The following is a 22,762-nucleotide window of genomic DNA, read 5'->3' on the forward strand; positions in this document are numbered from 1 at the left end:
TAAGGTATGAGATTAATGAAAAAAGGCACATTGACGCTCTTTCTTTTATTGGCTATCAGTATTCCGCTTTGTGCGCAGTATGTGGTACAAGGGGTGGTGACTGATTCTCTGACCAAAGAACCTTTGCCTTATGCATCTGTACGCTTAAAAGACACGACCGAAGGAACTACTACCGGAAGCGACGGACGCTTTTACTTCAAAACCCACCGCTCCGAAGCAGTGCTTGTAATCTCTGTAATCGGTTATAATGACTATATCCGCACCATTCGCCCTGCCCGTAATGCATCCTATAAAGTAGCGCTTGCGCCTACCGAATACGCGCTTGGTGAAGTGGTAGTCAAACCCAAACGTGAGCACTACCGGAAGAAAGATAATCCTGCCGTAGAATTTGTCCGCCGTATGATTGAAAGCCGTGACAACTACTCTCCCTACGAGAAAGACTTCTGGCAACGCGAACGTTATGAAAAGACCACCTTTGCGTTGAATAACTTCGATGAAGAGAAACAGAAAAAATGGCTATATCGTAAATTTGATTTCCTGACGGAATATGTAGATACTTCAGCCGTTACCGGTAAACCGATTCTGACGGTATCAGCCCGTGAACTGCTTGCCACAGACTATTACCGGAAATCTCCCCGTTCCGAGAAGCAATGGGTGAAAGGGCGCAAACAGGCCGGTGTCGATGAGTTTCTCTCTAAACAAGGGATGCAGGCAGCCATCAATGAAGTCTTTAAAGACGTCGACATTTACGAAAACAACATTTCCCTGTTTACAAATAAGTTTGTCAGTCCCTTGTCCCGTATCGGTACAGGCTTTTATAAATATTACCTGATGGACACGTTGCAGATTGCCGGAGAGCCTTGTGCAGACCTCGCTTTCACGCCTTTTAATTCCGAGTCTTTCGGTTTTAACGGACACCTGTATGTGACGCTCGACTCTACCTACTTTGTCAAACGTGCCGTATTTAACTTTCCCAAAAAGATAAACCTGAACTTTGTAGACTACATGTTGCTCGAACAGGAATTTAAGCGTGCCGAAGACGGCACACGCCTGCTCGATCATGAAAGTATCACTGTTGAGTTTAAACTGACCGAAGGACAGGACGGTATTTTTGCCCGTCGTGTAGCGGATTACAGCAACTACACCTTTACGCCGACTGCCGAAGCCGACAAAGCCTTTACCAAACCCGAACGTATTATTGAAGAGACGGAAGCCCTGTCGCGTCCCGAAACATTCTGGGCGGAGAATCGTCCGCAAGCCGCCATCTCCCAGCAGGAAAACTCGGTAGACCGCCTGATGACACAATTACGCAGTTATCCGGTGTATTATTGGACGGAGAAAGTGCTTTCCATTCTCTTTACGGGATATATCCCCACCTCCAAAGAAGCGCCACTTTTCTATATCGGCCCGATGAATGCCACTATTAGCGGTAACACATTGGAAGGTCCTCGTATCCGTGCCGGAGGTATGACTACCGCCTGGCTCAATCCGCACCTGTTTGGCAAAGGATATGTGGCTTACGGGTTTAAAGATGAAAGAGTGAAAGGATTGGCGGAACTGGAATATTCTTTCAAAAAGAAGAAAGAATACGCCAACGAATTTCCTATCCATTCATTGAAATTGCGTTACGAATCAGATGTGAACCAGTACGGACAAAATTACCTGTATACAAGCAAAGACAATGTGTTCCTGGCCTTGAAACGTGAGAAGGACGACCGTATCGGCTATTTCCGGCAGGCGGAGATGACCTATACCAATGAGTTTTATTCCGGCTTTTCTTTCCAGTTGACAGCACGTACACGGAAAGATGAGTCCTCCTGCCTGATTCCTTTTTTAAAGAAAGAAGGAGATACCTACACCCCAGTAAAAGATTTCTCTATCAGTGCTGCAGAGTTGAAGTTGCGTTATGCTCCGAATGAGAAATTTTTCCAGACCCAATGGAACCGTTTTCCCGTATCGTTGGATGCACCGGTGTTTACCTTGTCGCATACCATTGCCGGAAAAGGAGTGTTGGGCAGCGATTACACCTACAATCATACCGAAGCCGGTATTCAGAAACGTTTCTGGTTTTCCGCGTTTGGCTATACGGACGTTATACTAAAAGCAGGTAAAGTGTGGGATAAAGTACCTTTTCCGTTGCTTATCATGCCTAATGCCAACCTTTCTTATACCATCCAACCGGAATCTTACTCGTTGATGAATGCGATGGAGTTTATGAATGATGAGTATTTCTCGTGGGATGTTACTTATTTCCTCAACGGATGGTTGTTCAACCGGGTGCCGTTGTTGAAAAAACTTAAATGGAGGGAAATAGTTTCCTGTCGTGGATTATATGGACATTTGAGCGATAAAAACAACCCGGCTTTGAGTGACGGTTTGTTCGCTTTTCCGATAGAGAACACACAAACAATGGGAAAAACACCTTATGTGGAGGCGGGTGTAGGTATCGAAAACATTTTCAAGGTGTTACGTTTGGACTATATCTGGAGGCTCACTTATCGTGATTCGCCCGGGATTGACAGATCAGGCTTGAGAATAAGTCTCCACATGACCTTTTAAAAGTTAAATCCTGCTAATTGCAATGTTTATATGACAAATAAAGACTGTATTAGTAATTAATTAATCTTATTTTTGCATCAATTTTAGTTTAATTTTAATAGAATAGAAATGAAACAAGAAATTAAACCCGCTACCGGGCGTCTTGGCGTACTGGTAGTCGGAGTGGGTGGTGCGGTAGCTACCACGATGATTGTAGGTACACTAGCCTCTCGCAAGGGACTGGCAAAACCGATAGGATCTATTACACAGTTAGCTACAATGCGCATGGAGAACAACGAAGAAAAACTCATCAAGGACGTTGTGCCCTTGACGAATTTGGAAGACATTGTTTTCGGAGGATGGGATATTTTCCCGGACAACGCATACGAAGCTGCTATGTACGCCGAGGTTTTGAAAGAAAAAGACCTGAATGGAGTAAAAGAAGAGTTGGAAGCTATCAAACCGATGCCGGCTGCTTTCGATCACAACTGGGCAAAACGTCTGAACGGTACACACGTGAAGAAGGCTGCTACCCGTTGGGAAATGGTAGAACAACTTCGTCAGGATATCCGCGACTTCAAAGCTGCTAACAACTGCGAACGCGTAGTGGTGCTTTGGGCTGCAAGTACTGAAATTTACATTCCGCTGTCTGACGAACACATGTCACTCGCTGCTTTAGAGAAAGCAATGAAGGAAAACAATACAGACGTGATTTCTCCGAGTATGTGTTACGCGTATGCTGCTATTGCAGAAGGTGCTCCGTTCGTAATGGGGGCTCCTAACTTGTGTGTGGATACTCCTGCTATGTGGGAATTCTCTAAACAAAAGAATGTACCTATCTCCGGTAAAGACTTCAAGAGTGGTCAGACACTGATGAAAACCGTATTGGCTCCGATGTTCAAAACCCGTATGCTGGGTGTGAACGGTTGGTTCTCTACCAATATCCTCGGTAACCGCGACGGTGAAGTGCTCGATGATCCGGACAACTTCAAGACAAAAGAAGTCAGCAAGCTGTCTGTAATCGATACTATCTTCGAACCTGAAAAATATCCGGATCTCTACGGAGATGTTTATCATAAAGTACGTATCAACTATTATCCTCCCCGCAAAGACAACAAAGAAGCATGGGACAACATCGACATCTTCGGATGGATGGGCTACCCGATGGAAATCAAGGTGAACTTCCTTTGCCGCGACTCTATCCTTGCAGCTCCTATCGCTCTTGACCTTGTGTTGTTCAGCGACTTGGCAATGCGTGCAGGCATGTGTGGCATCCAGACTTGGTTGTCATTCTTCTGCAAGAGCCCGATGCACGATTTCGAACATCAGCCCGAACACGACTTGTTTACACAATGGAGAATGGTAAAACAGACATTGCGTAACATGATTGGTGAAAAAGAACCTGATTACTTAGCTTAATCAGTAACCCCAAATAATAAGTTGAGATTGAGATTTACCATCCTATAAAGACTGGTGGATACTCAACCTCAACTTTTACTTTTTTATTGTACAAATTCCCCATTCGTTTGGGGGACTCGTGACACAACCGACTCGTAGTTTGTAATTAGTAATTAGTAATAAATGAAGCGTCCTCCCTTTCTACCTGTTTTTATAGGCACGGGCTTTGGCTCCGGTTTTTCTCCTTTTGCTCCCGGCACGGCTGGGGCGTTACTGGCTTCTATCATTTGGATTGCACTTTATTTTCTCCTTCCTTTCTCTTGGGTATTATGGCTGACTGCCGCTTTGGTGATTGTATTTACATTCGCCGGCATTTGGGCTGCCGATAAGCTGGAGACTTATTGGGGAGAAGATCCTTCGCGTGTGGTAGTGGATGAGATGGTGGGAGTGTGGATACCGTTGTTGGCTGTTCCCAATGATGACAAATGGTTTTGGTACGTGATTGCGGCTTTTGCCTTGTTCCGCATCTTTGATATAGCCAAACCGTTGGGCATACGTCGTATGGAAAGCCTGAAAGGTGGGGTAGGGGTCATGATGGACGATGTTTTGGCGGGAGTGTATAGTTTTATATTGTTAGTGGGAGCGAGATGGGTGATTGGCTGAAAAAAGTTGCACGGATGATTTCCCAGAAAGGCGGCATCTTCATGTTTTTGAGGGCGCAGCTTTCTGCTCAAATGGCAACTATTGCAGACTTTCTCGTTACGATTCTTCTGGTCAGGCTGTTTGATGTCTACTATGTATATGCCACCCTGGCGGGAGCTATCTATGGAGGAATCGTTAATTGCGTTATCAACTATAAATGGACTTTTAAATCGAAAGGAAAGAAAACACACGTTGCTGTAAAATTTATCCTTGTATGGGTTTGCAGCGTTTGGCTCAATACGTGGGGAACGTATGCACTGACGGAATCATTAGCGAAGATTCCCTGGGTACGCAACACGCTTAGCCTGTATTTCGGAGATTTCTTCATTATCCCTAAAGTGGTAGTGGCAATCATCGTGGCACTGTTTTGGAATTATAATATGCAGCGCTTTTTTGTTTACCGGAATATAGATATCAGAAGTTTATTCGGAAAAAGAAACTGAAAAAACGGATTGAAAAGACTGATGAAAAAACGAAAGAATTAGATATATACAGATTGAAAAAACAGAAGATTTAGATATAAACAGATTTAAACAGATGAATTACAGAGATTATTTACAACAGCTGATTTATAAGATTATCAATCCCTTGATACGCGGAATGATTAAAATAGGGATCACTCCCAACTTTATCACCACTACCGGATTTGTGCTCAATGTAGTAGCGGCAGGTATGTTTGTGTATGCCGGTATTTATGGCGGACAAAACGATCTGGCCATTATCGGCTGGGCAGGAGGTGTGATTCTGTTTGCCGGATTGTTCGATATGATGGATGGGCGTGTGGCTCGCCTGGGCAATATGAGTTCCAAGTTCGGTGCGCTTTATGATTCGGTACTCGACCGTTACAGTGAATTGATGACTTTCTTCGGTATCTGTTACTATTTGTCAATGAAAGATTATTTCTTTTATGCACTTATTGCTTTCGTGGCACTCATCGGTTCGCTGATGGTAAGCTACGTGCGTGCCCGTGCCGAAGGCTTGGGAATCGAATGTAAAGTAGGATTCATGCAACGTCCGGAGCGTGTAGTACTAACCAGCCTCGGAGCTTTGTTCTGTGGTGTTTTCAAAGATATTACCGCTTTCGAACCAATCCTGATTCTGATTGTTCCTCTGGCTTTCGTTGCTCTGTTTGCCAATATTACGGCTTTTGCACGAGTGAGACATTGCTATAAAGCGATGAAAGAATGAATTAATTTACTATTGGACTATTTACTATTTACATCGTACATCCTAAATAGTACATCGTAAATAGTCCAATAGTAAATAGTCTAATCGTCTAATCAAAACGTTATAATGATAAAGAACATTCAAATGCCGTCGAAAAGAGAAGCCCTGACTGTGGTAGTCATTATGGCTCTTTTCCTTTTATTGACAGGTATCTTCATCGGACTTCGTTCCGAGCATCTGTTGATGGCGGTACTCTATTTAGTCTTATTCTTTGCCGGATTGCCTACTCGTAAGCTGGCAGTAGCCCTGCTACCTTTCGCCATTTTTGGAATTTCGTATGACTGGATGCGTATTTGCCCTAACTACGAGGTGAACCCGATTGACGTGGCCGGACTGTATCATCTCGAAAAGTCCCTTTTCGGAGTAATGGATAATGGTCTTCTGGTTACTCCTTGCGAATACTTCGCTGTACACAACTGGCCGATAGCGGACGTTTTTGCCGGAATCTTCTACCTTTGTTGGGTTCCCGTTCCTATCCTGTTCGGTCTTTGCCTGTATTTCAAGAAGGAAAGAAAAACCTACCTCCGTTTTGCGTTGGTATTTTTGTTCGTCAACTTGATTGGTTTTGCTGGTTATTATATTCATCCGGCTGCTCCGCCTTGGTATGCCATTAATTACGGTTTCGAACCGATATTGAACACACCGGGCAATGTTGCAGGATTGGGTCGCTTTGATGCATTCTTCGAAGTGACTATCTTTGATTCAATCTACGGGCGTAATGCAAATGTATTTGCGGCAGTGCCTTCACTGCACGCGGCCTATATGGTAGTTGCATTGGTGTATGCCATTATTGGTAAATGCAGATGGTATGTGATTACCCTTTTCTCCATTATCATGGTCGGCATTTGGGGAACAGCTATTTATTCCTGCCATCATTATATCATTGATGTATTACTTGGCATCTCTTGCGCATTAATCGGCTGGCTGGTATTTGAATATGTATTGATGAGAATTCCGGCGTTCAAAAGATTTTTCGAAAGATATTATGCGTATATAAAGTGAGGTTATATGTGAATAGAGTGATATATATCCATCAAGAAGTAAGCATATACTCATCTAAGAAGTAACTATATACTCATATAAAAGCAGATATATACCTATATAAAATAGATATAAGTCCTACAAAATAGTGAAGAACAAGTACCGAAATATATTCCTCGCCTTTGGTATTATTGCCGTCCTGATAATGATATTCACTTTCGATATGGATTATCAGGAGCTTTGGGCGAATCTGAAGCGTGCAGGGGTATATTTGCCTTTGGTTTTGTTGCTGTGGCTATTTGTCTACCTTATCAATACAGTATCGTGGTACATAATCATCCGCAGTACTGGCAAGACCGGTTTTTCATTTGCCCGGCTCTACAAATTCACAGTAACAGGTTTTGCACTTAATTACGTGACTCCCGTCGGGCTGATGGGTGGCGAGCCATACCGCATCATGGAGCTGAAACCCTATATCGGAATAGAACGTGCCACTTCTTCCGTGATTCTTTATGTGATGATGCATATCTTTTCCCACTTTTGCTTTTGGTTAAGTTCGGTGTTACTTTACGTTTGTCTGTATCCGGTGGGGTGGGTGATGGGAGTCATTCTGGGAGCCATTACTGTCTTTTGCCTGCTGATTGCTACTCTTTTTATAAAAGGTTATCGGCATGGGATGGCTGTGGCTGTTGTCCGTATGGGTAGTCGCATCCCTTTTCTGAAAAAGAAAGTCCTTCACTTTGCAAGCGTGCATAAAGAGAAGTTGGAAAATATAGACAAACAAATCGCCCTTCTCCACCAACAAAAGAAACAAACCTTTTATAGTGCCCTTTTGTTGGAATATACCGCCCGTGTAGTCAGTTGTCTTGAAATATGGCTGATACTGAACGTACTGACTACTAATGTCAGCTTTGCCGACTGCTGTCTGATTGCGGCTTTTTCTTCTTTACTTGCCAATCTTCTGTTTTTCCTACCCATGCAATTGGGAGGTCGTGAAGGCGGATTTGCCCTCGCCGTGGGAGGTCTTTCTCTTTCCGGAGCTTACGGAGTTTATGCCGCTTTGATTACCCGGGTACGCGAGATGGTCTGGATTGTAATCGGCCTTGCACTTATGAAAGTAGGAAATTTTAAACAATCAAAAGAAAAATATTCTGCTTAAATTTATAACTTTGTCTGACCTATAAGTTCCTTCTATGAAAGAATCCATCAAAGGATTTATAGAAAGATTCGTTTGCAAAAGGAGTTATATTTGGATCTATATAGAAAAGACTAACGAAAAGACTTATAAAGAAAACGATAATGAATAATTTTATCTTTTACAGCCCTACCGAATTTGTGTTCGGTCGGGATACGGAAGCGCAGACTGGAGCATTAGTACAGAAATACGGTGCACGTAAAGTCATGATTGTTTATGGTGGCGGTTCTGTGATACGTAGCGGCTTGTTGGCTCGTGTAGAGAAATCATTGCAGGAAGTAGGCATTCCCTATTGTATGCTGGGCGGTGTACAGCCTAATCCGATAGATACGAAAGTGTACGAAGGAATCGACCTTTGCCGGAAAGAAAGTGTAGACATGATGCTTGCCGTGGGTGGTGGCTCCGTAATCGATACGGCAAAAGCCATTGCAGCCGGAGTGCCTTATGACGGAGATTTTTGGGACTTCTACATCGGAAAAGCCGTTATTGCGGAAGCACTGAAAGTAGCTGTTGTATTGACGATTCCTGCAGCCGGAAGCGAGGGTTCCGGTAACACTGTAATCACCAAAGTCGATGGATTGCAGAAATTAAGTCTCCGTGCTCCCTCTGTATTGCGTCCTGTTTTCGCCGTGATGAACCCGGAATTGACCTACACACTTCCTCCTTTTCAAACCGCTTGCGGCGTTGCCGATATGATGGCGCACATCATGGAACGCTATTTCACCAATACCAAAGAAGTAGAAATAGGCGACCGCCTGTGCGAAGGCACCCTGCTTGCCATCATCAAAGAGGCAACCACCGTCATGAAAGACCCTGAAAACTACGGAGCCCGTGCCAATCTGATGTGGTGCGGAACGATTGCCCATAACGGAACCTGTGGCGTAGGCTGTGAAGAAGACTGGGCTTCTCACTTCCTTGAACATGAAATCAGTGCGATTTACAATGTAACTCATGGTGCAGGACTTTCCGTTATCTTCCCTGCCTGGATGACATGGATGACAGAACATAATGTAGATAAGATAGCCCAATATGCAATCCGCGTGTGGGGAGTGGCAGATTCAGCTGATAAAAAGGCGGTGGCCCTTGAAGGTATTTCCCGCCTGAAAACCTTCTTTACTTCCATCGGTCTGCCTGTTACTTTCAAAGAACTCGGTATTGAAAATCCGGATATCGACCGTCTTGCAGATAGCCTTCATCGGAATAAAGGCGAGTTGGTTGGCAACTATGTCAAATTAACGAAAAAGGATAGTAAAGAGATTTACCGTCTGGCATTATAAGAATAACAGATGTAACTCAAAAATCAACGGACGGATAGGACTGTTTTTTGCAAACGCATAGCGGAATACTTTGAAGTAGTGGATAACTTACTATGCAACAGTCTGTTATCTTCGTTTTGAAAACACGCTCTGAACGCTATGCCGAACTATTATAAATATCTAAATAATAAACTATATATTTAAAAATATATAGTTTGATTTTCCTCTTTTTGAAGATTTATTTTTCCTGCCATCCGGTTTATTGGGATTATCAGCTGGGTGTTTTGAGGGAACGGATTCAGATAAAACAAAAAGGCGGCTCGTTTTGACCGGGCCGCCTTTTCTGTCTATTTGATTTCGATTTCTTCCTTCATATCGATTTCTTCTCCATGTGTATCATAGAACACATATTGCAAAAATGCGAGTTTTTGACTTGGAATAATCTTGATACCGAATCCGTATTTCATCTGCCATTTCCGTTTCAGGGAAACGAGTCCCTGATTGATATAAGCGGCAACATACGGATGGACGTGTAACGAGAATTTCTTAACCTTCAGTTTATTGACCAGGTAATCAATTTTACTCTCCAAAGTGTCCGTAAAAAGAATGGACGACTTGATAGTGCCTTTGCCGAAGCAAGTAGGGCAGGTTTCGGTCGTGTTGACGTCCATTGCCGGACGCACACGTTGGCGTGTAATCTGCATTAGCCCGAATTTGCTAAGCGGCAGAATATTATGCCGTGCCCTGTCTTTCTGCATATTGGCACACATTCGTTCATAAAGCTTCTGACGGTTTTCGGCTTCATTCATATCGATGAAGTCCACGACAATGATACCACCCATATCTCTTAATCGCAATTGGCGGGCCAGCTCGTCGGCGGCTCCCAGGTTTACTTCGAGTGCGTTACCTTCCTGCCCGTTGGCATTCTTGGTGCGGTTACCGCTGTTCACGTCTACTACGTGAAGCGCCTCAGTGTGCTCAATAATCAGATAGGCACCACTCTTGTAAGAGATTGTTTTACCAAACGATGATTTAATCTGCTTGGTGATACCGAAATTGTCGTAAATGGGAAGTTGACCTTTGTACAGTTTCACGATATTAGCCCGGTCGGGCGCAATCAGTGATACATAGTCTTTAATTTCATTGTACACAGCCTCGTCGTTGACGTGAATATTCTCAAAAGAAGGGTTGAAGAGGTCGCGCAACAAACCTACGGCGCGGCTGGTTTCTTCATAAATCAACGTCGGATACTTGGTGGCTTTTTGTACTTTTACCATCGCATCTTCCCAATGCTTAACCAGGACTTTAAGCTCTCCGTCGAGTTCGGCTACGCGTTTGCCTTCGGCTACCGTGCGGACGATGACACCGAAGTTTTTCGGCTTGATGCTCATCAGCAATTGTTTCAGGCGGGCGCGTTCTTCGCTCGATTTAATTTTTTGTGAAACAGAAACCTTGTCATTAAAAGGGATCAGTACGAGATAGCGTCCGGCAAACGAAATTTCGGACGTCAGTCGCGGTCCCTTAGTGGAGATCGGTTCCTTAACGATTTGCACCACTACTTCTTGTCCTACCTTGAGGGTGTTGGATACTGTTCCATCCTTGTCAAGATCGGGAAGCAGGGTTGCTTTGCTGATGGAGGTCAGCTTCTTTTTGTCGCTTAAAGTCTGCTTTACAAACTTTTCGAGTGAGTTAAATTGAGGACCCAAGTCCAGATAATGAAGGAAAGCGTCTTTCTCGTAACCAACGTCTACAAAGCATGCATTCAGTCCGGGCATCAATTTCTTGATACGTCCCAAATACATATTGCCCACAGAGAAAGAAATATTTCTTCCTTCGCTTTGAAGTTCCACCAGGCTCTTATCTTCGAGAAGGGCGATGGAGACCTCTTTGGGCTGTACGTCAACTACTAGTTCACTTGTCACTGTTTTGTTTCCTTATTATTGATTGAATCTCATTTATATGAACAACTTTTTTGACAAATTGTTCATTTTGGGTTAGCTACTTAAACAAAGAACAAACTTGAAAGACATTAGCTTCGCAAGTTTGTTCTTTATTTCTGTGTGATCCAGACTTAAAAATTATTTTTTGCTTTTATGTCTGTTCTTTCTTAGTCTTTTTTTACGCTTGTGCGTAGACATTTTATGTCTTTTTTTCTTTTTTCCGCTTGGCATAGCTTCACATTTTATGGGTTAATACTCTTGTTTATTATTTCTTTACTGAAATTGTAAATGTCTTAGCCGGTTTGAAAGCCGGAATGTTGTGCTCCGGAATAATGATCGTAGTATTTTTAGAAATGTTACGAGCAGTCTTTTGTGCTCTTTTCTTTACTACGAAACTACCAAACCCACGCAAGTATACGTTCTCATCGTTAGACAATGAATCCTTTACTGCATCCATAAATGCCTCAACTGTTGTAAGAACTGTCTGCTTATCAATTCCAGTTTTCTTTGTAATCTCGTTTACAATATCTGCTTTAGTCATTTTTCCTTAAAAAAAATATTATTACTATGTTATTGCTAATTTTTTGGACTGCAAATATATAGCTTTTTAAGCTCCTAAAAAAATATATTCTGCACATTTTTCTAAAAAAATAGTGGCATAGGGTTTTCTTAGAACCAAAAGAGTTACTTTTGTGTGCCTTTTGGATAGGATAGGCAAGATAAATGTTAGATAATACACTAGGAACGAGGATATGAACGAGTTTACTAAAACGATTGTAGAGTGGTATAAAGAGAATAAACGTGAACTGCCCTGGAGGGAGTCTGCCGATCCGTATCTGATCTGGATTTCGGAGATCATTCTTCAACAGACGCGGGTGGCGCAGGGGTATGATTATTTTCTTCGTTTTATCAAACGTTTTCCCGATGTGCGGACTTTAGCCGCTGCGGAGGAGGATGAAGTGATGAAATACTGGCAAGGACTGGGATATTACTCACGTGCCCGCAATCTTCATGCCGCCGCCAAAAGCATGAATGGGGTTTTCCCGGAAACGTATCCGGAAGTGCTGGCTCTGAAAGGAGTGGGGGAGTATACAGCGGCAGCGATCTGTTCGTTTGCTTACGGTATGCCTTATGCGGTAGTGGACGGTAATGTGTACCGGGTGCTTTCCCGTTATTTCGGCATCGATACTCCGATTGATTCGACAGAAGGAAAAAAGCTCTTTGCAGCATTGGCGGATGAGATGCTGGATAAGAAGCATCCGGCTGTTTACAATCAGGGAATAATGGATTTCGGGGCGATTCAGTGCACTCCGCAGTCGCCTGATTGTTTGTTCTGTCCGTTGGTGGGCAGTTGCTCGGCACTTTCGAAAGGCTTGGTGGCAAAACTTCCGGTGAAGCAACACAAAACAAAGACAACGAACCGTTACTTTAATTATATTTATGTACGTGCGGGCGCGTATACCTTTATAAATAAACGGACGGGCAATGATATTTGGAAAAATCTGTTCGAACTGCCCTTGATAGAAACTCCGACGGCTCTTTCGGAAGAAGATTTTTTGACTTTACCGGAATTTCGTGCACTCTTTGCGCCGGGGGAAGTACCGGTGGTACGTTCGGTTTGCAGGGAGGTGAAGCATGTATTGTCTCACCGGGTTATCTATGCTAATCTATATGAAGTGACCTTGTCTGAAAATTTGACTTCTTTCAGTGATTTCCTGAAAATAAGGGTGGACGAACTGGAGCAATACGCTGTTTCTAAATTAGTACAAGACTTGCTACAAGCATTAGAATAAGCATTAGAATAAGTATTAAGTAATAAGTATTGAGTATTACCCATGCAGTTTATGGCGCAGCCTAATACTTAATACTTAAAACTTAATACTTGATTTTATACTTAAAATCTTGCATCCTATTGTTATTCTGTTTAATTTTGGCAGCAGATTTAATTTTAAGAATCATAAACTTGATACAGATATGTCAGTAAATAGAGTGATATTGATAGGAAACGTAGGACAAGATCCTCGGGTAAAATACTTCGATACAGGTTCGGCAGTAGCAACTTTCCCGTTGGCTACAACGGATCGTGGATATACGTTGGCTAATGGAACCCAGATTCCCGAAAGAACAGAGTGGCATAATATCGTTGCATCCAACCGTTTGGCGGAGATTGTGGATAAGTATGTGCACAAAGGTGACAAACTGTATCTGGAAGGAAAGATAAGAACACGTTCTTATAGCGACCAGTCGGGTGCTATGCGTTATATCACCGAAATTTATGTGGATAATATGGAAATGCTGTCTCCGAAAGGAGCTAATCCGGGTGCAGGAGCTTCTGCTTCCGGACAACCGACTACGGGGCAACAGCAACAATCGGTTGCCGGCCAGCCGCAACAAGCGCAGCAGTCGCAGGCACAACCCGCACAAGATAATCCGGCAGATGATTTGCCGTTCTAGATAATGTGATAGTGTGCCAATAGGTTTTCGCGAGCTTCTTGGCACATTATCTTTTGTTTAATTAAAATATAGACTCTTTGGACTCAGATGGTTATTTAAGCCAATTGGCTGACATTTTCAACGGTATTACCGTAAACACTCCTTCTATCTCTGCTATTATTGCCATAGTATTGGCAGGTGTACTCCTGCTTGCTTCCGGCTTTGCTTCGGCTTCCGAAATAGCTTTTTTCTCACTTACTCCTTCCGATCGGAATGATATTGATGAACAGAATCATCCTTCCGATGAAAAAATAAGTGCCCTGTTGGGGGATTCAGAACGCCTCCTGGCAACGATATTGATTACGAACAACTTTGTGAATGTAACCATTATCATGCTCTGCAACTTCTTCTTTATGAATGTATTTGTTTTTCATTCTCCATTGGCAGAGTTCTTGATACTGACCGTCATCCTGACTTTTCTATTGTTGTTGTTCGGCGAAATCATGCCCAAAATCTATTCGGCACAGAAGACTTTGGCTTTTTGCCGTTTTTCGGCACCGGGGATTTACTTTCTGGAAAAGCTGTTCCGTCCGGTGGCTACTGTGCTTGTACGTTCAACTACTTTTCTGAATAAACATTTTGTAAAGAAGAGCCATAATATTTCTGTCGACGAACTGTCGCACGCATTGGAGCTGACAGATAAAGCGGAACTCTCTGAAGAGAATAATATCTTGGAGGGTATTATCCGTTTCGGCGGTGAAACTGTGAAGGAGGTGATGACATCACGTCTGGATATGGTCGATCTGGATATCCGTACCTCTTTCAAGGAGGTGATGCAATGTATCATTGAAAATGCTTATTCGCGTATTCCTATCTATTCCGGTTCGCGGGATAATATCAAGGGGGTATTGTATATTAAAGACTTGCTGCCTCATGTCAACAAGGGGGATAATTTCCGTTGGCAGTCATTGATCCGTCCGGCTTATTTTGTGCCGGAAACAAAGATGATTGATGATCTGTTGCGTGACTTCCAGGCGAATAAGATTCATATTGCCATTGTTGTGGATGAGTTTGGAGGAACTTCCGGACTGGTGACGATGGAAGACATTATTGAAGAGATTGTGGGTGAGATTCATGATGAATATGATGATGAAGAACGTACATACGTGGTCTTGAATGACCATACCTGGATATTTGAAGCGAAGACGCAGTTGACGGATTTCTATAAGATTGCGAAAGTAGACGAAGACGAGTTTGAAAAGGTGGTGGGAGATGCGGATACATTGGCGGGTATGCTGCTCGAAATTAAAGGTGAATTCCCGGCATTGCATGAGAAAGTGACTTATCACCATTATGAGTTTGAAGTGCTCGAAATGGATAGTCGTCGTATCCTGAAAGTGAAGTTTACAATTCTGCCGAATATGGAAGGCTCGGAAGAGAAGGAATAATCTTGGAATCATAATTTTGAAAGCATAATCAAGCAAACGTAAGATGGCGTTATTTCTGCAACATAAGACGGATGATATACAGTGGGCTGTCTGGAAGATGGAAGAGTCTTTGGAGGTTCTGTTGGCTCTTTTGCCGGATGCGCGCAGAGTTTTCTGTGAACAGGATTTGAATCGTTTTGTCTCCGAACGCCGTAAGATGGAATGGTTGTCCGTTCGTGTTTTGTTGTATTCTATGTTGCAGGAGGATAAGGAAATCGGTTATTCTCCCGAAGGAAAACCGTATCTGACGGATCATTCTTTTTTTATCAGCATTTCCCATACGAAAGGTTATGTAGCTGTGATGCTTGCTTCTTTCACTCCGGCAGGCATTGATATTGAGCAATATGCTCAACGCGTTCACAAGGTATCCGATAGGTATATCCGTTCTGACGAACAAACGGAACCTTATCAGGGAGATATGACTTGGGGACTGTTATTGCATTGGTCGGCAAAAGAAGCTGTTTTTAAGCGGATGGAAAACGCTGACGCTGACCTTCGTAAACTCCGTTTGACGCATTTTATTCCTCAAGAGCAAGGAACGTTTCAGGTTCAGGAGTTGGCGACGGAGCAGCAGGAACTTTACTCTGTCGGTTATCGTATCTGCCCGGACTTTGTACTGACATGGACATTGAGTTGAATGGGGGAGGAAATGAAGTGCCTCTACCTGTTTCTCTTTTCTTTGTAATGTGTGATGTCTTGACATAATAAATAAACCCCGAAAGTTTTTGTATGACTTTCGGGGTTCACTTTATATTCGGACGCCCTCATGATTTTATGAACTCACGGCTTTTCAGACGGGTTCTTTTATGGTTGGTTTACTTCTCTTTTTTGTTAAGTCGGTAGCTCAATGCTCCTGACGGACATTTACTGATTTGTGTAATTAATTCTTCCGTTGTCGCATTTTCTATTTGCACCCAGGGTCTTTCTTTAGGATGATAGACATTGGGTAACATCTTTACACATATTCCGGCATGCTGGCATAATTCCGGTTTCCATACAATGGTCAGTTCACCATTGGTGTATTCTATTTTCTTTTCCATATCTGTATTTATTTAATATGAATACCACGCATTACAATGCGCTTCCATTCCGGATGTTTGTGAATATATCCGGCTACAAACGGGCAAAGCGGTACCAGGCGTAAACCTTGTCGTTCAATGTCTGTCAGTGCTTTTTCTGCAAGTTGTGATCCTACTCCCTTGCCGCCTAATGAGGCGGGTACTTCTGTATGTACAAGGTATATTTCTCCATTGTTTGATTTGATATAGTCTATTTCGGCTATTTTGCCATCGATCTGAAATTCATATCGATGTTTTTCTTCGTTGTCTATTAATTTATAATCTTCTGCCATAATTTTACGTATTAAGTTCGATTATAATATAAACACTTGGGAAACACTTTTGTTTTATGCAAACAATTATTCTTGTTAATGGAGAAAGTATTGCCCGTTCATACTGGCACTGGTCTTTTCAATCTCTTTCTATTACTTCTTCAACTGATATTTGTTATTTTTTCTAAGTTTATAATCTTTCCAATTGAACTGTGAAATGTCTCATTAAAGGCGCTTCCCAGGCGATACGCACTCCGTGAGTGATGCTTTCTCTACGTTCATATACATTTTTGAGAGCGGCGGCTATTACATTCATATGATTGTCTGTATATACTCTGCGGGGAATGGCGAGACGGAGTAAATCAAGACCGTTAAAACGATTTTCATGAGTCACCGGATCACGGTCGGCAAGGATATAACCGATCTCGCATCCACGAATACCAGCTTCCAGATAAAGTTCTATGGTCAGCGTCTGTGCCGGGAATTCTTCTTTGGGAACGTGCGTCAGTACTTTAGGTGCATCAATGAAGATGGCGTGGCCTCCGGCCGGTCGTTGGTAAGGGATTCCGTATTCATCCAGTTTCTTTGCAAGGTATTCTACTTGCTTGATACGTGTTTCGAGATTGTCGAATTCGGTGTTTTCATCCAGGCCGATGGCAAGAGCGTTCATGTCCCGTCCGTTCATTCCTCCATAGGTGAGATAGCCTTCGTATTGTACGCAGAAACCTTTTGCGCCTTCATACCAGTCTGAACGTCGTGTGGCGATAAATCCACCCATATTGACGATTCCGTCTTTCTTGGCACTCATTGTCATGCCATCGGCTAGAGAGAACATTTCCCGTGTGATTTCTTTGATGGTTTTGTCTTGATAACCTTCTTCACGCATCTTGATGAAATAGGCGTTTTCGGCAAAGCGTGCAGAGTCGAAAAGTACGGGTTTGCCGTATTTGTCAGCAATGGCACGTACTTCATGCAGGTTTTGCATGGATACGGGTTGTCCTCCGGCTGTATTGTTGGTGATGGTTACGATGATAAAAGGAATTCGTTCTGCATATTCTGTCAGGGCTTTCTGCAATTTATCAGGGTCTACATTTCCTTTGAACGGGATTTCCAGTTGGGTATGTTTTGCTGCATCGATAGTGCAGTCTAATGCGGTGGCATGGCGTCCTTCGATGTGTCCTTTGGTGGTGTCAAAATGTGAGTTGCCGGGTACAATGTCTCCTTCATGCACGAGATAAGAGAAAAGCACATTTTCTGCGGCACGTCCTTGATGGGTAGGTATGATATATTCAAATCCTGTCAGTTTCGTAATCATCTCTTTCAACTTAAAGAAAGAGGTTGCTCCGGCGTAACTTTCATCGCCTAGCATCATTCCCGCCCATTGACGGTCGCTCATCGCTCCGGTTCCGGAATCGGTAATGAGATCGATATAAACTTGTTCTGATTTGAGTTGAAAGACATTATAATGTGCTTCTTTAATCCATTGCTCGCGTTCTTCACGTGTGCTTTTCCGGATGGGTTCTACCATCTTTATTTTCCATGATTCAGCAAAAGGTAATTCCATTGTCGTAGATTTAATAGTTTTGAACGACGAATGTAGATAAAATTTGTGTGATTAGCAAATATGTAGTGTCTTTTTGTTAGTGAGAGCTATTGGATTTACTTCTCTATGGGCTGGTAATATATCAAGATGTAGTGAGTAGATAGAAAGAGAGCCGGATTTCTCAAAAGAATATCCGGCTCTTTAAAATTATGCGGTCAATTGATGTTTAATCTCAACCAATCAAACAAGTTGGTTATTTAGTCTTCAATAGTGATACCGTCAAGACAGAAATAGGTTGGGGTCATTGCACCCCATTGGTCTTCTTTGGTAGTCTTGATATTGAATTTCAATCCCTCTGTTTCGCCTAATGAAGTTAGGTCTACCCATTTCCATGTAGTTACAAATTGGGTTCCTTCACCTAAAGTGCACTCTACACTTTGAGTTTTAGCCATATTATAGATGATGATTTTGAAAGAATCTGTATTTCCAAATTTATCTTTTCCTTCGAATATAGAACTACCTTCCTTCATACTATTGTAAGCATAGACACAGTTTGTTAAATATAGTCCTTTTACTCTATAGGATTCCAATTTGTTTGAATTGTCGTGGTCTCTGAAACGGATTGCAGCTTCTTTATCAGAATTCTTTCCAATTTTATATCCGGCAGCTCCCACGATAACGTATGTATTATTGATTACTCCTTTTTTAGTGATAGCGCGATAATCATAAGTTGCGAAGTCTGGGCAATCTTTTTCTGTACAATTTGTAAATGCAAAACTATCTGAATAGAAACCGTATGTTGAAGATACACAGTCAAATTCAAAGATACCACTAGCGTCAGTTAATAGATTATATTTGTAGTTAGTTGTCCCCCAGTCGCTACTAACAGACCATGAATCATCCGGATTTTCTTGATCGCCCATATCAAGTGTATGAGTTTCGTAATTGGGCAGGCTAAGCACGTATGTTTTTGTATCGTCATCATCGCTACAGCCACAAAATACAAATACTGATAACAGTAATAATAAAGATAATTTCTTCATGTTCTTTTCTGATTTTAGTTATTAATTAATTATTGATTATTTCTTGAAATGTAAGTTCTCAATGGTGGTAACTTCGGTTGATATTTCACCCATTTGTCCTGCATCCTGATTGACTGCGGTCATAATCTTCACGAAGTCGATTTGATCCAAGTCTACCGGACTGCCATTACTATCCACAGCCCAATCTATCTTGAAATTACTTCCTTCCTTGCTGTTAGGATGGTTGTCTGCATATCCCCACGGATAGCAATATCCTACCCATAATCCGTTCTCTAAAACGGCATTATCTTTTAGACGTGTTCCCTGGAATGTGATTTCATCACTTTCTATCCAAAGTGGATAATATGATTCTTGGTTATGGAAGCTGTTGCGGAAGATATATCCTTCGTTGCCTTGATTGTCTTTCCAAAAAACTTTTAGGTTGGCTGGATTCGGACGGTGATAGGTTATCTCGTATCCGCGTGTTTCAGTGTCTTGCCTGTATTCGCTTCCTTTCAATTCATACCACTCGTCATCAGGCTTTCCATTGCCATTTACATCTTTAGATACAAATACGATTCCCGGTTCTGCACTTCCGCCCAATGCTCCTGTTCCGGTTTTGGAGTTATAGTAAGCATTGCCTTTTATCTTGAAGTCATATTCTCCTGTTACATTCGGAATGGATTGTGGGAATCCTAAAACAATGTAACCGCCGAATCCTCCCAATGTAAGGAGTGATTTCTGCTGGATTCTGCGGGTTGCTTCTTCTAGTATATCATCATAAGTAAAGCCCTCCTTATATGCTGAAGTGGTAGTGTTGATAAACTGTCCGGGCGCAGGGCGATATTCCCATACTTTATTGGCGAAAGCCAGAGGATTTTCCTTATCATCATCGTTGTCATCAATATCGCTTTGTGAGGCTTTGTCACTGAATGCAATTGTATTCGGATTAAGTCCGATGTTGTTCAGACGGAACATGAGTTGTCCTTGTTGGTTGAAACAAAGTAAGTCTCCATAGGTGGTGTAATCACGGGCTTCGGTGATATATACATTGTTGCTGTAAGGATTGATGTTGATGCCGTATGGCGTTTTTATCACTGTTCCGTCAGTTATGAAATTCTCACGGATTGTCTCTTCTGTTTTCAGATTGAACATCTTGATAGAAGAGGTCTGCGTGTTATAATTGTAATTGTATAGATAAGCAATCTCTCCATCGATGGCAAAGTTTTGTACTTTCTCGTTAGATTGAGTAACTTTGTTTGTCCGGCAGTCTATCTTGACGAAGTTATAATCGCCGGCTTCTACATCTTCGCCACGGGTGGCAACATAAACGGTTTCGTCCGGACCTGCTACTATTTTACCGGGATTCGGACCTACTGTTAGTTTGCTACTTTCTTTAAATGTGGCAATATCGACAACAGATACCGTGTTGTCTACCCCCAGTCCTGATGAATAGTCCAATCCGCCGGAATTGGAAATATACAACTTTTCGTTTTGTACACAAATACCGTCGGGGTTGCGTCCCACTGATGTGATAGCTTCTATGGATAGGGAGGTTGTGTCTATACGTGCAACGGTTCCATCGTATGAACATACGTATGCCTTTTCTTTGTGAAAAGCGATGTAGCGTGGTTGACGGGAATTTCCGTTTTCTGCCAACATCTGAATCTGTTTCAATGAGCTTCCCGTACGAAAGTCTATCACTTCTACCGTACTGGAGATATTGACTATCACATATATCTTGCTTCCGTAGATGGCCATGTCATTGGCTGTGTCTCCTAATCCCCGGCGGTTGACTGCTTTGAAATAGTCACGAACTATTTGCTGGTTGCCGAAAGAAAAACGTGCCAGCGAGCTATTGTTCTGATTGAACAGTCCTTCGCATAATACATATAATTCGGCGGTACCCGTTTCTGTCGGATCGCCTATAATGCCTGATGTGAAGGGTTTGTCCTCCATATCATCACATGCCACGAATAAGATTAGGAATGACAGCCAGCACGAGAATATATATATTAGTTTCCTTTTCACGTCAATATCTTACTTTATAATAGTTAATATCTTATTTTTATTGTCGCCCTTACGGATCGTCCGGGCATTGGGAAATATTTCACAATCTCGTAATTCTTATCCATCAGGTTCAATACTTCTACGCTGAAATAGGTAGTGATTTTTCTGATCTGAAAGTCACGGTTTGCAGAAATGCTGTGGTCGCTATAACTATCCAATCGGTTTTCGGCAATGTTTTGTCCTAACGCATAGCGTTTTCCGGAAAAAAGGAATGAATAAGACAGATTGATCCACGGTGTTTCGACGCCTGCCTGTCCCGAAGCGGAGACGCGGGGAGTGTAGGCTATTTGATGTTTGTATGTCGATTCATACGTGTTCGGATCGGGCGGGGTGACATCTAAAGCTCGTTGGTATGTGTAGTTACCCGAGAGGTTGATGCGTATTTTATCCCAAGGTTGGAGGGACAGGCTTCCTGTGGCATCAATGCCTTTGATGTCAACTTCACCTAGGTTCTTCATACTCCATACGGCAAGGTTCTTGGTAGGGTAGGCGATGATTTTATCTGTCACCTTGTTATAATAGGCGTCAACGGTTACTGACAGATAGGGTAGGAACGAGCATACATTTTTATTGTATGTCAGTCCGATATTGTATTGTTTGGCCTTTTCCGGCTTTAGTTGGGTGTTGCCTACTTCTTCGTAATATAAGTCGTTGAAACTTGCCAGACGGAAAATGTCTTTATAGAAGAAGCGGACACGGAATTCTTCATGCCGGAAAGGTTTGAAAGCGGCACTTACATAAGGGGTTAGCTTACGGTGATTGCCGGCACTACCGCCTTTTTTCACATCTTCATTGATAACGGTTGCCAATGCGGATGCGGAGATTGTTAACCAGTCATTTACGTATTTTCCGGCGAATGCTGTTAGCCATGAGTAACGTGTGGGGTGTACAAAGTTGGCTAGATCGGCGTTCATGGTGTTGATGCTTCCGTCTGTGGAAAGTGAGAAAGAGAGGTTGCTCAACAGTCTGTATAATACAGAGGCGGAAAGGTAATATTCCTGCTGGTAATAGCTGTTTTCCGTTTTCTTTAAAGAGTTCTTGGTATCGGGGTCCAGATAACGTTGATAGCTCCAATTCCACTTGGCAGAGGTTTGGAACACCCATTGCCGGCTGAATTCTTTCTTGTATTGACTTTGTATGAATGTGTTTTTATCCCACAAGTGTTGTGTGGAATGGTCGTTATAGAAGGTTGTAGCTTTGGGTAGTCCTCGGGAGGACTGAAAGTAGTAGGCTTTCAACCGCCATTGTTCTTTATCGGAGAAGTTGCCGTAAAGTCCGGCTTCGGCACGGAATGTCTGTACGTCTGTATTCTTTCGTTTTTCACGTGAGGACAAGTCTTCTGCCGCATTTCCATAATGTAGTGTGTATGGATAATGTCCGTCGGAGGACATCCATTCGCCATTGGCTGACATGCTCCATGTCTTATTGAATTGTTGTTCCAGTAGCAGGGAGGGATTGATTAATCCCCAGGAGCCGGTTTTGAAAGCTCCGGCTATATTGGTCTTTTTGCCTTTTGTGAATAGCGGCGTGAGTGTCTGTATATTCAATATGCCTGCTGACGCGAAGAAGCGGGCAGGTTGGAAGATGTTATGGCTCACCCGATAATCATTGGGGGTATGCATAAATCTTAGCCAGTCTAA

At 42.7% G+C, this 22,762-nt stretch carries 20 protein-coding genes; 12 read left to right on the plus strand and 8 right to left on the minus strand.

What is annotated here, in order from left to right; translation table 11 throughout:
* The first annotated feature begins 6 nt into the window (after nucleotides 1-6).
* The 8 genes from DW862_RS22595 to DW862_RS22630 all read left to right on the plus strand — a co-directional run bounded on the left by DW862_RS22595 (nucleotide 7) and on the right by DW862_RS22630 (nucleotide 9,318).
* Nucleotides 7-2,559 (plus strand): DUF5686 and carboxypeptidase-like regulatory domain-containing protein, encoded by a 2,553-nt coding sequence (locus DW862_RS22595; RefSeq protein WP_120070565.1) that lies wholly within the window; start codon nucleotides 7-9, stop codon nucleotides 2,557-2,559.
* A 108-nt stretch (nucleotides 2,560-2,667) separates the two neighbouring features.
* Complete coding sequence (locus DW862_RS22600) at nucleotides 2,668-3,957, plus strand: inositol-3-phosphate synthase (protein ID WP_004314280.1); 1,290 nt, start codon at nucleotides 2,668-2,670, stop codon at nucleotides 3,955-3,957.
* A gap of 162 nt (nucleotides 3,958-4,119) precedes the next feature.
* Nucleotides 4,120-4,599: a phosphatidylglycerophosphatase A gene (locus DW862_RS22605; protein ID WP_004326579.1), complete on the plus strand. Its 480-nt coding sequence runs from the start codon at nucleotides 4,120-4,122 to the stop codon at nucleotides 4,597-4,599.
* Between the two features lie 14 nt (nucleotides 4,600-4,613).
* Complete coding sequence (locus DW862_RS22610) at nucleotides 4,614-5,081, plus strand: GtrA family protein (protein ID WP_004311318.1); 468 nt, start codon at nucleotides 4,614-4,616, stop codon at nucleotides 5,079-5,081.
* 94 nt (nucleotides 5,082-5,175) lie between these two features.
* Nucleotides 5,176-5,826, plus strand: coding sequence for a CDP-alcohol phosphatidyltransferase family protein (locus DW862_RS22615; protein WP_120070568.1), 651 nt, complete (start codon nucleotides 5,176-5,178; stop codon nucleotides 5,824-5,826).
* A gap of 123 nt (nucleotides 5,827-5,949) precedes the next feature.
* A complete protein-coding gene (locus DW862_RS22620; protein WP_120070589.1) occupies nucleotides 5,950-6,867 on the plus strand; it encodes a phosphatase PAP2 family protein in 918 nt (305 codons plus the stop codon).
* Nucleotides 6,868-6,994: 127 nt separating this feature from the next.
* A complete protein-coding gene (locus DW862_RS22625; RefSeq protein WP_120070571.1) occupies nucleotides 6,995-8,005 on the plus strand; it encodes a lysylphosphatidylglycerol synthase transmembrane domain-containing protein in 1,011 nt (336 codons plus the stop codon).
* Nucleotides 8,006-8,145: 140 nt separating this feature from the next.
* On the plus strand, nucleotides 8,146-9,318 hold the full coding sequence (locus DW862_RS22630) for an iron-containing alcohol dehydrogenase (protein ID WP_120070574.1): 1,173 nt from the start codon (nucleotides 8,146-8,148) through the stop codon (nucleotides 9,316-9,318).
* Between the two features lie 326 nt (nucleotides 9,319-9,644).
* Here DW862_RS22630 and DW862_RS22635 read toward each other — a convergent pair whose 3' ends face one another.
* Nucleotides 9,645-11,219, minus strand: a complete 1,575-nt coding sequence (locus tag DW862_RS22635; protein ID WP_004316204.1) for an Rne/Rng family ribonuclease — start codon at nucleotides 11,217-11,219, stop codon at nucleotides 9,645-9,647.
* A gap of 283 nt (nucleotides 11,220-11,502) precedes the next feature.
* Nucleotides 11,503-11,778 carry an HU family DNA-binding protein gene (locus tag DW862_RS22640; RefSeq protein ID WP_004300646.1) on the minus strand — a complete coding sequence of 92 codons (276 nt, stop codon included), beginning with the start codon at nucleotides 11,776-11,778 and terminating at the stop codon, nucleotides 11,503-11,505.
* A gap of 211 nt (nucleotides 11,779-11,989) precedes the next feature.
* Between DW862_RS22640 and mutY the strand changes: the two genes are divergently transcribed.
* The 4 genes from mutY to DW862_RS22660 all read left to right on the plus strand — a co-directional run bounded on the left by mutY (nucleotide 11,990) and on the right by DW862_RS22660 (nucleotide 15,794).
* Nucleotides 11,990-13,030: an A/G-specific adenine glycosylase gene (mutY, locus tag DW862_RS22645; protein ID WP_008644690.1), complete on the plus strand. Its 1,041-nt coding sequence runs from the start codon at nucleotides 11,990-11,992 to the stop codon at nucleotides 13,028-13,030.
* Nucleotides 13,031-13,211: 181 nt separating this feature from the next.
* A complete protein-coding gene (locus DW862_RS22650) occupies nucleotides 13,212-13,691 on the plus strand; it encodes a single-stranded DNA-binding protein (RefSeq protein ID WP_009039928.1) in 480 nt (159 codons plus the stop codon).
* 77 nt (nucleotides 13,692-13,768) lie between these two features.
* Nucleotides 13,769-15,118 (plus strand): gliding motility-associated protein GldE, encoded by a 1,350-nt coding sequence (locus DW862_RS22655; protein ID WP_120070577.1) that lies wholly within the window; start codon nucleotides 13,769-13,771, stop codon nucleotides 15,116-15,118.
* A gap of 43 nt (nucleotides 15,119-15,161) precedes the next feature.
* Nucleotides 15,162-15,794 carry a 4'-phosphopantetheinyl transferase superfamily protein gene (locus tag DW862_RS22660; protein ID WP_120070580.1) on the plus strand — a complete coding sequence of 211 codons (633 nt, stop codon included), beginning with the start codon at nucleotides 15,162-15,164 and terminating at the stop codon, nucleotides 15,792-15,794.
* 178 nt (nucleotides 15,795-15,972) lie between these two features.
* Here the strand turns inward: DW862_RS22660 and DW862_RS22665 are convergent, their stop codons facing one another.
* From DW862_RS22665 to DW862_RS22690, 6 genes are all read right to left on the minus strand, one after another.
* Entirely contained in the window at nucleotides 15,973-16,197 is a 225-nt protein-coding gene (locus tag DW862_RS22665) for a (4Fe-4S)-binding protein (RefSeq protein WP_087321934.1), read from the minus strand.
* Nucleotides 16,198-16,205: 8 nt separating this feature from the next.
* On the minus strand, nucleotides 16,206-16,508 hold the full coding sequence (locus DW862_RS22670; protein WP_004316210.1) for a GNAT family N-acetyltransferase: 303 nt from the start codon (nucleotides 16,506-16,508) through the stop codon (nucleotides 16,206-16,208).
* 169 nt (nucleotides 16,509-16,677) lie between these two features.
* Nucleotides 16,678-18,051, minus strand: a complete 1,374-nt coding sequence (locus DW862_RS22675; protein ID WP_117809067.1) for a tryptophanase — start codon at nucleotides 18,049-18,051, stop codon at nucleotides 16,678-16,680.
* Between the two features lie 236 nt (nucleotides 18,052-18,287).
* Nucleotides 18,288-19,073: a DUF4465 domain-containing protein gene (locus tag DW862_RS22680; RefSeq protein WP_120070583.1), complete on the minus strand. Its 786-nt coding sequence runs from the start codon at nucleotides 19,071-19,073 to the stop codon at nucleotides 18,288-18,290.
* Nucleotides 19,074-19,109: 36 nt separating this feature from the next.
* Nucleotides 19,110-21,083 carry a YncE family protein gene (locus DW862_RS22685; RefSeq protein WP_120070586.1) on the minus strand — a complete coding sequence of 658 codons (1,974 nt, stop codon included), beginning with the start codon at nucleotides 21,081-21,083 and terminating at the stop codon, nucleotides 19,110-19,112.
* Nucleotides 21,084-21,106: 23 nt separating this feature from the next.
* The coding region (locus DW862_RS22690; protein WP_120070593.1) for a TonB-dependent receptor domain-containing protein at nucleotides 21,107-22,762 on the minus strand (1,656 nt) is incomplete at its 5' end.

Source organism: Bacteroides sp. AM37-9, from assembly GCF_003603455.1.
Classification (GTDB): Bacteria; Bacteroidota; Bacteroidia; order Bacteroidales; family Bacteroidaceae; genus Bacteroides; species Bacteroides xylanisolvens.